Origin of the sequence: Pectobacterium polonicum, assembly GCF_005497185.1 — a bacterium.
GTDB lineage: Bacteria > Pseudomonadota > Gammaproteobacteria > Enterobacterales > Enterobacteriaceae > Pectobacterium > Pectobacterium polonicum.
Window position 1 is genome coordinate 89,645 of the sequence record NZ_RJTN01000017.1, and the last position, 10,080, is coordinate 99,724.

Sequence of the window (10,080 nt, forward strand, 5' to 3'; positions counted from 1 at the left end):
TCTTCCTCTCCTTACTACTGGCCGCGGATGGCCCAAAGCTGCATATCCAGCTCCGGGAATTCGCCAGCAATGTGGAACGCCAGCGTGTTGCCAGACACCAGCATCTGCCAGGCAGGACTTTGTCTATCCAGTTGGAAATAGCTGTAACCCGCGTGATAAGGCAGTTGGCGCGGCGCAACCGGCAGCGGCAGCAGCGGGATGCCCGGCAGTTGCAGGCTGATCAGTTCGCGGATCTTCTCGCTGGAGGCGATCTTCGTTTGTTGCAGCAACTGTTTACGCAGATGCTCCTGCGGCATACGCGCACGTACCGCCAGCACAAACTCGGCGCTAGCCATCAATTCCGCATCGCCAACCATCGCTACCATCACGCCATACGGCTGTTTCTTCAGTTGGATGGAGACGGCACGCGGCGACAGTACGGTACTCAGCGCTTGACGCAGCGCCATCATCAGCGGCTCAAAGCTGGCCTGCTGGTGTTCATGGCGATAGGCGGGGAATTCCGGCGGCAGACGCGACTCATCGGTAAACGTCATCAGTTCGCCGCACAGTTCAACCAGCGTTTCGTGCAGGCGTTCAGGGTGCAAGGTGCCAAGGCGCGCCAGATGCGACAGTTTGGGCTGCGCGCGGTTAAGCAATTGCAGCATCATAAATTCAGCCACGTCTGCTACGCCCTGCTGTCCTGGGGCGGCAATACGCTGCGCCAGACTACGCGCACGTTCTGCCACTAAACCGGCAGATTCACCCAAAAAGCGTTTTAAGGTGGGGATCGCGGTGACGCTGATGCTGCACGGCATAAAGTTAGGGTCCAGAATCAAGCCGCCGTCAGGGCGCTTATCCAGAATGTTGGCAATCGCCAGCGAGGCATAGGCGCTGCGATCGTCACGATCGAGCATCAGGCGCAGGCTGACTTTACCGACTTCCAGAGAAACGATGTCGCCGCCGTCGCTGTGCAGATCGCGTACGTCATGCCGATGCGATTGCAGGCGGCTGGCGATCCCCTGCCCCGGCTGACCGACTTCGCTGACGCCATTCACCGCCAGCGGTAGCGCCAGATACACTTTCTGGTTTGCCAGCGCGACGTCGGTAATCTCTAACGGCTGCGGCAGCGCGTCATCACCCGGAATATTGAACACGGTGCCGTCAGGCATCACGCCGCTGGCGTTAACCAGCGCGATGCGGCCAAAATTGAGGTATTCCTCATTAATCGCCAGCGACTGCAAGCCATAGAAATAGTCACTGAGGGCGCTGAGACGCGCGTGCAGTGCGTAATCGGTGTGTCGTTGTTGCTGTTGAAAATGCTGCGGTTTAATGAACAGACCTTCCCGCCAGATAATGCGATTGCGACTCGACATAATTATTCTTCTTCTTGGTCTTTTTTGATTTCGACTTCATCCCGGCGCAGGTGCACGAGGATCTGATACGTCTGCCCGGTATTCTTTAGCTTGATGACTTTGCGCCACTCGGCGCTTTCCGAATCCGCATAGCGCGCCACCACGCCGAGGTAGTGCACCTTTTCATCCAGCGCTTCGGGCGGCAGATATTTGAACTGCCCCGGCAACAGCGTGTAGTCCTGATGGCTGAGGTAATTCTTGGCGAGCGCCTTTTCGATATCCGTCGTGATCTGGTCATAATCCGTGGCTAACAGACGCGAATCTTCCGCCAACAGCACCAGTTGAAATTCGATAGGAGCCGCTTCACCGCTGTCGTTCGGATTAACGTCCGGCTCCGCCAGCAGGCTGAAACCCACGGTAGAAGGCTGATGATTGTTGCTGCCTACCTGAATATCGGGATTCGCCGCCACCTGCGCCATTTTGCCCAGCGTGGTACACCCCGACAGCAGGAACATCAGAGAACATAAGCACAGAGCCCGCAGCATTATTTTTGCTCCTGCTGTTGACGCACGGCGCGGTCATACGCCTGCGCATACACCTGATGGAACAGTTTCTGGAATCCCTGCTGGCGCGGCGACGTTAATTCACGGTAGTAGTGCTGATACATCTGCCACGCCCAGCCGTCATCCGCTGCCAGTTGTTCGCCGCTGCGGCGATAGTGTTCAAAGCGGTTAAGCAACGCGGCAGGCGAAAAAGCCTGAAGAATATTTTCCAACGCCACGGCAATCGCTTGCTGATTCGCAATGTGGTGTACCCGCACATTGTTCAACACTTCTTCCACCGCAGCGGGCGCAGACAGGTGCACCGGGCTTTTCCCTTCGGCAAACAGCACCGACAGCGTATCCGCATAGCCCAACCCCAGACGCAGCGGGTTATCTTCAATCGGGCGTAAATGCGTGTCCGCCATCGCCGCCTGTTCCGTCTGTAATGCCAGTAAGCCTTCAACCATCGCGCGCAGGCTTTTCCCCATCTCTTCCAGCATTTCGCGCAATCGCGCATCGTCGCCCGGCTGAAGCGACAGCCCCAGACCGCGCATCAGCGGAGCCAGAGACGTGCCCTCGCTGTACCCTTCCAGCCCGTCTCCCGCGTACGGTGTGTTGATGGTCGGTAATTCCACAAATTTCTGATCCATGGTGTCCTCAGCAGAAGAAAAAGAAGAAAGAGAGGCCGTGAACGAAGCTCCGGCTGTCTCACTGTCTGATGGCAAGAGTGGCTGGCTCTGTTCTTTCTGGAGCGCCCACAGCGGGTCATTCAACACAACCGTGGGATCGGCCAGATCCGTTGAGCGCCTTTTTTTATCTTCACTTAGCCAGCCGCCCAGCACATCGACCGTGCCCTGCCCTAATACCTGATCGATATCCTGTTCCGTGGTGGGATCGCCGATATAAACACCTAGCCGGAAAGGCCCGATAACCAGCTCATCGCCGTGCGACAGAATGACTTTCCGATCGCGCCCAATCGGCGACAGAGAACCGTTAATAAAAGACTGACCGCTCAGATCGCACAGGCTAAAATAACCATCGGTCATTTCGATACGGGCGTGCTCCGGCACGACAGAGCCCAGCCGATCCCGCAGTTGCCATTGGTCTTTTTCCGACGCACCCAGCGTGCCACCACGATGATCGAACTGGTGCTGCACCTGAGAATTGATATCGAGCTGCTCACTGTTGAGCACAACCAACGTGAGTGGATGGGTTACGTTCACATTTACTCCTGCACACAAATCGTCACATAGGGGTCCGCGGGCGGCTGCCCGAGAAAGCTGCTCCATCCCAATCGGCTGCTTTGCTCACTGCCCAGGCTTAAGCCCTTAGCTTCGCCTTCCGCAAAACCAAGACGCAGATCCCAGGCCAACTGATCGCGAAGAATGAAAGAGACAAAACGCACCAGCGGCTGAAAATGCTCGCCGTTGGGCAAAAAGCTGAGAAAGCGGCTAAAGCTGAGATTGCCGACCTTGAGCAAAAACTTGCCGGCACAGTCGTTCACTTTGTCGCCGATAACAAAATCACCGCCCAGCATCATGTTGGCTTTTCCCAGACGGTTCTGCTGCCCTTCGTGAATCGGCACACGACGGTGCTGCCAGGCCAGAACGGCCACGTCATCCAGGTCAAAACAGTGAATAACCAAGCCCGCGACCACTTCCGGGGAACGGCTGGGGCTGGCGAGTACCCCGGCGTAGGAGAGCATCTTGGCGCGGTTAACCGGCAGGCTGTCGCGTACGGCGTCATTCCCTAACCCCACCAGCGCAAACATCAGGCGGGAGAATCCATCCTCCCCCTCATTCTGAAAGCGCACGTGATAGCGGTATTTACGCCATGCGCGGTGCAGCAGCGTGAGCAAGCGGTGATGAAAGAAGTCGAGAAACACGCCCAACTTCTGCTCGCCCTGCGCGTATTCCCAGGCCAGCTCTTCGAGGTAATAACCGGGCATCGGTGACTGACTGCCGTGCAGGCCAAGAAACGCGACCTCCAGCTCCTGACGGCCTTCCTCATCACGTCCCACCTGCAAGATATCGCTGGGGTGAAAACCGATGGAGGCCGTAGAGCGAAAGCGCAGGCGTTCCTGTTCAGGGCGAAAATCCAGCTCTTGTTCCAGATCCACGCCTTCCAACTGATTAAGCAACTCCACCAATTGGAAAAAATTAAAGCGTGAGACATCCTGACGGAACGTCACATCATTGAGTGTTGACCTATCTGTACCGGCCATCGGTAGCGCTCCTTGTTATCGATGTTGACGACCTCCAACAGGTGGAAGGCGTTGACGCTGGCGTATAGCGAGAAGAAGTGCGCCAGCACCGTGCTAAACAGATAGAGTTCTCCTTCACTGGAAAACGCGGATTGCCGTACTGACAGAATGGATTTCAAGCCGCGAACCGGCATCCCCTGAACCAGACGGTCGATAGGCGTGGTTTCAATCGATTCGATCCCTGCCAGACGCTTACGCGAGGCTTGCTCTGCCTGCTTGTCGTGCAGCGCCGGAAAATCGTAGGTACGCAGGATCTGCACCAGCGCATCGCGCCGCAGCAGCGACACATAGTTCAGGGACAGGTTGGAGATCAGCGTCCAGTGCAGGCTGCCATCCATCGCAGGCCGCAGCGGTCGCGTCGGCCGCACCAGATTACGAAACGTCGCGAAAGACGGCGAATTCCCCGTCGGCACGCAGACCGATCCAACAGGCAACTGTGCCGCACGCGAGCGGTTGGTACAGGTCAGAGTCACTGAGATCGACTCATCTAAATCAATCACTTCCTGCTCATCGCCACGGACAAAAGAGAGCATGTGATCAAACCCGTTGCCGTTCACCGCTTCTCTTACCCGGATGCGGTAATAGAGCGCCAGACGTCCTTTAGCGCGCTCAATTTGGTGCTGAAAGCTCTCAAAAGGCTGATAGGTGCGTGGAATCCCCCGAGCACGGCCTGAATTCCCTTCAACCCAGCCTTCAACCTTATCCACGGAGAAGATTTCAAAGCTATCCGCGTTACGGTAACTGGCTTTCAGCGGGTAATCCGTCTGGCGTCCGCTGAGGTTGATCGGCTCGCTATCATGCTGGAAGAGATTGATCGCAGGCACGCAGTTGAGCATGAACGAATCAGGGCGGATCTTCAGCTCCGCCGGCAGCGGGCGGTCAAAGCAAAAATGCAGACGGAATTCCGTTACCGTCAGCGGGAGATCCGGCCATACCGCGCCCGCGAGTTGGAAAAAGAGAAAACTTTCAGGGAAACAGAAGTATTCCTGCAAGATGCGATACCCCGAATAAACGTTACCGGGATACGGCAATAGTGCATCTTCGCGCTCAAAGCCGACCGTCTTCAGCACGCTGGCTTCCTGACGGAAGCGCTGACCATCGACTTCCAGCTCAATGTGCGACAGCTGACTGGCGATCCAGAAATAGAGCTCGTAGGCCGTATAGGTATCACCGCCCAGATAAAAACGCAGTTTGTCGAGTTGCAGGTCGCTTAGCGATAGCGGGCCATGCAGCCCAACATCCAGCGTAATGGTGGACAGATCGTTGCCGCTCTGTACCTTGATCTCACGGATATCCGCCGGATAAATCCAGGCGTCGTGACAAGTCTGAAAATGGCAAACCACATCATCAATCGGCAGGCTATCAAGCTCACAGCCGCGCTCGACAAACGCGGGTTGGGCAATCGCGCCGGGGAGTACCGAAAACTGCATAATCGTCATGCTCGGTACAGGGCGCAGGTAATTAGGCCACAGCATGCCCAGCAGACCGTGCGTCAATTCCGGAAATTCATCCTCGATCTTCGCCCGCAGGCTCCCTGTCAAAAAGGCGAACCCTTCCAGCAGACGCTCGACGTCTGGGTCCGTAGTTTGTTCTGACAAAAATCGGGTAAGCTCAGGGTGCGCCTTGGCGAATTCACGCCCTTGCAGGCGCAAGTAGGTCAGCTCATCCCTGAAAAAATGTTCCAGTGACATAATCAGATCATTCTGTAATGGCGGTGGCTATCCATGTGGATATTGAAAGAGGCAACCTGCTCCAGATCTTCCAATCTGACCCGGGCGGTAACCTGAAACGACATCTCCATCGGATTCGATAAATAGTCCGATGTGTTGACATCCACATGAACAATTCGAGGTTCAAAGCGACAGATACATTGTCGGATCGCCTCCCGGATTTTCCCCCGAATATCCGCACCACCCTGCGTCGCGTCATTAAAATCAATCACGCCAAGCTCAGGTGCGCTGCGGCAATTTCCGGGCCGGGTGTTGAGCACATTGTCCAGTTGACGCTTAACGGACTCGATCAGTGCTTCAACGTCCGTTTCAGGGGAAGAGCGACGCTCCTCCCCACGGATACGATCAAACAGACTTGCCGCGCTTCCCCTTTCCCAGGCAGAAAGAGACGGCATCAGTCTTATTCCTTATCCAAACGCCCTACCAGCGACAGCTCAAAGTTCGCCCCCATGTACTTGAAGTGCGGGCGCACAGACATGGTGACCTGATACCAACCTGGTTCTCCTTCTACATCCAGCACTTTGATTTGTGCGGCACGCAGAGGACGACGGCTACGAACATCTGCTGGCGGGTTTTCCTGATCGGCGATGTACTGTTTAATCCAGGTATTCAACTCACGCTCAAGATCCTGACGCTCTTTCCATGAGCCAATCTGTTCACGCTGCAACACTTTGATGTAGTGCGCCAGACGGTTGATGATGAACATGTACGGCAGTTGCGTACCCAGCTTGTAGTTGGTTTCCGCTTCTTTGCCTTCTTTGGTGTTCGGGAACACCTTCGGCTTCTGCACCGAGTTAGCCGAGAAGAAGGCCGCATTGTCGCTGTCTTTACGCATCGTCAGCGTGATAAAGCCTTCTTCGGCCATTTCATATTCGCGACGATCGGTGATCAGCACTTCAGTCGGGATCTTGGCCTGAAGTTGGCCCATGGCTTCATAAACATGCACAGGCAGGTCGGTAATCGCACCGCCGCTCTGCGGACCGATGATGTTCGGACACCAGCGGTATTTCGCGAAGCTGTCCGTCAGCGCCGTTCCCATCAAGTAGGCGGTATTGCCCCACAGATAGTGTTCGTGATCGGTGCTGATATCTTCCTTGTAGTTGAAGCCCTTAATCGGGTTCTCTACGGGGTCATAAGGCAGGCGAGCCAGGAAGCGCGGTGCCGTCAGCCCCAGATAGCGACCATCTTCGGACTCACGCAGCGAACGCCATTTCGTATAGGCCGGGCCTTCGAAAACGGATTTCAGATCTTTGATGGAAGGCAGATCGGTGAAGCGATCCACGCCAAAGAAGGTCGGAGCAACGGAAGAGATGAACGGCGCATGCGCCATCGCGCCAACGGCGCTGACATACTGCATCAGTTTGATGTCTGGTGAGCTTTGCGTCAGCGCATAGTCACCAATCACGCCACCGATAGGCTGGCCGCCAAACTGACCGTAACCGCTGGAATATACGTGCTTATAGAAGCCAGACTGTGAGATTTCAGGCGCGAATTCGAAATCTTCCAACAGCTCTTCTTTCGTCGCATGCAACACCAACAGTTTGATGTTTTCACGGAAATCAGTGCGATCGACCAGCAGTTTCATCGAACGCCAGGAAGATTCCAGTTCCTGTAATTCTTTAGCATGCAGAATAACGTCAATCTGCTTGCTGAGCTTTTTGTCCAGTTCGACGATCATGCTATCGACCAGCGCTTTGTTCACGGGCTCTGCTGCATTACCGCTATCAAGAATGTTAGCGACCAGCGCGGCAATGCCCTGTTTAGCCACGCTGTAGCCTTCATCAACCGGACTGATACGCGCTTGAGCCATGATGTCATCAAGCAGCGATCCAGAAGCGCTGGCAGCGCCTGCCTGAACCTGTTCTTCAATTATTGACATATTTATTTCCCTATTTCGTCAATTATTCGGCGGGTTTTACCAGATCGAGCTCTTTCAAAAGCTGCTCTCTGGCTTCTTCGCTGGACAACAGATCCTGCAAACGATTACGGAATGAGGGAATATTGCCGAGGGGGCCTTTCAGCGCGACCAGTGCTTCACGTAAATCAAGCAACTTACGTAATTCAGGCACCTGTTGGGCAATGCGGTCAGGGGAGAAATCATTCAGACCGCCGATGCTCAGTTTCACTGGCAGATCGTCCGGACTTTCTTCTTCAAGGCGGTTTGGCACACTGAAATTCAATTCCAGATTTGCTTCTTTCATCACCGAGGTAAAGTTGTTCTTATCGATCGATACGGTCTGACGTTCTTCGATCGGCGTTTCCTCTGTGCGCCCTTTCATATTTCCCACGATCATCAGCGTCAACGGCAATTCTATTTCCGCCTGCTGACCACCAGTGGCCGGAACATATTTGATATTAATACGTTCCTTTGGTGCGACAGATGCACCATCAGTTCCTTTTGCCATGTGTCTATACCAACGTAAGGGCACTCGGGCCCGGAGAAGTAAAGTCGATTCCTACCAAAAGCCCGCCGTAATCCATAAGAACGGCAGCGATTCGGCAAACAAATATCGTATTTGTTTTTCGACCAGCGAGATGAAATAAATTAAAACCGAATTAAAAACACAATAAAACCGTAATTTTACGGCTCATATCGGTGTAAAAAGAGTTACACCAAGAAGGAATGTAAATACATTTATATTTTGAATTTAGATCATACACACAACCTAAACGCATGGTCAACGCTTATATAGCAGAGCAAGTAAATGGAATCATTAAAACAAACAATCAAATAAAAACAACATCTTAAGGTAATATTAAGTAAAAATATCAATATAAAAACAGAATAATTCGTTGATTTTCTATTAGAAGAAAAAGGATATATTTTGTGCCTTTTAATTTCGTTAAAAACGAAATACTTAATTCGCTAACAAATTAAAAAAATCACAAATGGTGCATTAATTTTAATTTAGCAAAACAACTTACCCTCTATTTTTTACTTTTGTCAGAACAAAAAACCATACAACCTTAAGAAACTATTTCCTTATTAAAAAATAAATATTAGATAATTTAGCAATTATTTGTTATTTAACAAAAATTAAAAGATTTTAAACCTATAAAAAAACGCATGCAAAGCATAAAAAACCAAGAGTAAATAAATGGTGGAATTTAATAACAAAAATCACTGCAATAGGCAGTTAAATGATCTTTTAAGGACCATTTTCAGGTTAAAAAGCGACAGTTATCTGCCAGGGAAATATTTCAGGCAACATTCAGGCTTCCCAGTGCAACAGAAAGGAAAAATGAGGAATCAGGCATGAAGCCATCACAACACGTTATGTCTGCTCTGGATGAGCGAAGGTTTAAACATACAGGTTGACGGCCAGCTCACCTTTAACGCTTCCGAACATTATTGTTGGAGCCGAGCTGGTAGGCTTCGGCATTGCCCCTTCCAACCAGAAGAGAAATTTTCACTCCATATTGGGGAAAGACGCCTGATTAGAGTGCTGGAGCCGTAAGGATTAATCATCCTGAATCTGCCCCTTGATCATGCCACGTGACAAACGAGGTCGATCAATGTGAAGAATGTGGTAAATCTTGGTACGTTCGGGGATCGGCATGAATACCAGGCTGACAAGAAAGGAGATGATTACCTCGCCGCCAACATTTCTGGATAATGTTTGGCGACAATGCTGTTCATCTGCTCGATCAGCTCGGGGCGTGTAAAGATGAGATGTCCGGTGCCTTTCTAAAAGCAGCGCACACTAAAGAACTCATCCCTTTGCTCTGGGGATGTGTTGATAGGTTGATAATGAGTTCACCAATTCTATTGATTTATTTAGCTTTTTATCTGATATTGGCTGTGACGATAGTCTGATGATACTAGCACAACCGTTTTCGAGCATTATGAATGGCTAGCGCAACTCACTTTTTACTCGTGTTGGTCTGGCATCCATATATCTCTCTGGCATAACAGCGATTGGCGACACAGATTGTCGCTTTAATCGAGTAAATATAGCCCTCTAAAGGTAATCCATTAGATGGGGAACGTACTATGAAAGAATTGCTCAGCTTTGCTCTCGGCCTTACTGTTGGGGTTCTTCTGATGAAGAGCAGGAATACGATAGATAATTTGAAAAAAGAGCTAGAACAAGCCCAGTCTCGTCATTAAAGTTAATGTAGCCTGGAACTGGAAGATGGGTGGCACATGATATTAATAATAGATGTTGCCGAATCATTACAATAAATCAAATATTATTAACACAGCATTATGT

8 protein-coding genes and 1 pseudogene are annotated in these 10,080 nt (G+C 51.9%); all 9 read right to left on the minus strand.

The window, feature by feature from the left end:
- Nucleotides 1-14: 14 nt before the first annotated feature.
- Nucleotides 15-1,352 carry a type VI secretion system baseplate subunit TssK gene (gene tssK / locus EDI29_RS16445; protein ID WP_137741729.1) on the minus strand — a complete coding sequence of 446 codons (1,338 nt, stop codon included), beginning with the start codon at nucleotides 1,350-1,352 and terminating at the stop codon, nucleotides 15-17.
- Between the two features lie 2 nt (nucleotides 1,353-1,354).
- On the minus strand, nucleotides 1,355-1,876 hold the full coding sequence (gene tssJ, locus EDI29_RS16450) for a type VI secretion system lipoprotein TssJ (RefSeq protein WP_010303144.1): 522 nt from the start codon (nucleotides 1,874-1,876) through the stop codon (nucleotides 1,355-1,357).
- Nucleotides 1,876-3,096, minus strand: a complete 1,221-nt coding sequence (gene tagH / locus EDI29_RS16455) for a type VI secretion system-associated FHA domain protein TagH (RefSeq protein WP_137741730.1) — start codon at nucleotides 3,094-3,096, stop codon at nucleotides 1,876-1,878. The genes tssJ and tagH overlap by 1 nt, the downstream gene beginning before the upstream one ends.
- A gap of 2 nt (nucleotides 3,097-3,098) precedes the next feature.
- Nucleotides 3,099-4,097 carry a type VI secretion system baseplate subunit TssG gene (gene tssG, locus EDI29_RS16460; RefSeq protein ID WP_137741731.1) on the minus strand — a complete coding sequence of 333 codons (999 nt, stop codon included), beginning with the start codon at nucleotides 4,095-4,097 and terminating at the stop codon, nucleotides 3,099-3,101.
- Nucleotides 4,061-5,827 (minus strand): type VI secretion system baseplate subunit TssF, encoded by a 1,767-nt coding sequence (gene tssF / locus EDI29_RS16465; protein WP_137741732.1) that lies wholly within the window; start codon nucleotides 5,825-5,827, stop codon nucleotides 4,061-4,063. Before tssF ends, tssG begins: the two co-directional genes overlap by 37 nt.
- Before the next feature lie 2 nt (nucleotides 5,828-5,829).
- The gene (gene tssE, locus EDI29_RS16470) at nucleotides 5,830-6,261 is read right to left on the minus strand and encodes a type VI secretion system baseplate subunit TssE (RefSeq protein WP_137741733.1); all 432 of its coding nucleotides are present in this window, start codon (nucleotides 6,259-6,261) and stop codon (nucleotides 5,830-5,832) included.
- Between the two features lie 5 nt (nucleotides 6,262-6,266).
- A complete protein-coding gene (gene tssC / locus EDI29_RS16475) occupies nucleotides 6,267-7,745 on the minus strand; it encodes a type VI secretion system contractile sheath large subunit (protein WP_010303163.1) in 1,479 nt (492 codons plus the stop codon).
- A 22-nt stretch (nucleotides 7,746-7,767) separates the two neighbouring features.
- Nucleotides 7,768-8,271 (minus strand): type VI secretion system contractile sheath small subunit, encoded by a 504-nt coding sequence (gene tssB / locus EDI29_RS16480; protein ID WP_137741734.1) that lies wholly within the window; start codon nucleotides 8,269-8,271, stop codon nucleotides 7,768-7,770.
- A gap of 1,184 nt (nucleotides 8,272-9,455) precedes the next feature.
- A pseudogene (locus EDI29_RS23245) lies at nucleotides 9,456-9,542 on the minus strand (DUF4942 domain-containing protein); the annotation flags it as partial.
- Between the last annotated feature and the right edge of the window lie 538 nt (nucleotides 9,543-10,080).

Coding starts and splice junctions, on each gene's coding strand:
- tssC (WP_010303163.1), bottom strand. CDS start 7,745: ATGTCAATAATTGAAGAACAGGTTCAGGCAGGCGCTGCCAGCGCTTCT.
- tssB (WP_137741734.1), bottom strand. CDS start 8,271: ATGGCAAAAGGAACTGATGGTGCATCTGTCGCACCAAAGGAACGTATT.
- tssG (WP_137741731.1), bottom strand. CDS start 4,097: ATGGCCGGTACAGATAGGTCAACACTCAATGATGTGACGTTCCGTCAG.
- tssK (WP_137741729.1), bottom strand. CDS start 1,352: ATGTCGAGTCGCAATCGCATTATCTGGCGGGAAGGTCTGTTCATTAAA.
- tssJ (WP_010303144.1), bottom strand. CDS start 1,876: ATGCTGCGGGCTCTGTGCTTATGTTCTCTGATGTTCCTGCTGTCGGGG.
- tssE (WP_137741733.1), bottom strand. CDS start 6,261: ATGCCGTCTCTTTCTGCCTGGGAAAGGGGAAGCGCGGCAAGTCTGTTT.
- tssF (WP_137741732.1), bottom strand. CDS start 5,827: ATGTCACTGGAACATTTTTTCAGGGATGAGCTGACCTACTTGCGCCTG.